Source organism: Microbacterium sp. AR7-10 (assembly GCF_001878835.1).
In the GTDB taxonomy this organism is placed as follows: domain Bacteria; phylum Actinomycetota; class Actinomycetes; order Actinomycetales; family Microbacteriaceae; genus Microbacterium; species Microbacterium commune.
Genome location: NZ_MJIR01000012.1, coordinates 1 through 502 on the forward strand (window position 1 = coordinate 1; position 502 = coordinate 502).

The following is a 502-nucleotide window of genomic DNA, read 5'->3' on the forward strand; positions in this document are numbered from 1 at the left end:
GTCGCGCTGATCATCGCGTGCTGGGCTTCGGTGGCGTCGGCGAAGACGGACGCCTCGAGCGCCTCGGTGAGCTCGGCGCCGGCGGCATGGTCGCGCCCGGCGGCGTCGGCGTGCGCTTCGATCGCCTCGGCCGCAGCCGTGGCGATCGCGATCTGCTCGTGCGCCTCGGCGAGCCGGTCGGCGACCGTGTCGTGATCGCCGCGGGCACGTGCGATGGCCGCGTCGGCGTCGGCGATGCGCTGCTCGGCCAGGGAGAGCTCGGTGCGGGATGAGGCGAGAGCGTCGGATGCCTGCGCTCGGCGCTGCTCGAGGTCGGCGAGGCCGCGATGCAGGTCGTCGAGCCTGGCACTCAGCTCCCGAGAGCGAGCGACGTCGGCTTCGGCCGCATCGCGGGCGGCGACGGCCACGGCGAGTCGTGCACGCGCGTCGTCGGCGCCGAGCCCGCCGGAGCGCTCCCGCGCGGCGGCGAGCTCGGCAGTGCGCTCGGCGAGGGCACGCGATG

Annotated in this window: 1 pseudogene; it reads right to left on the reverse strand. The window is 76.1% G+C overall.

Features of this window, described 5'->3' with window-relative positions:
* A pseudogene (locus BFN01_RS15290) lies at window positions 1–502 on the reverse strand (hypothetical protein); the annotation flags it as partial.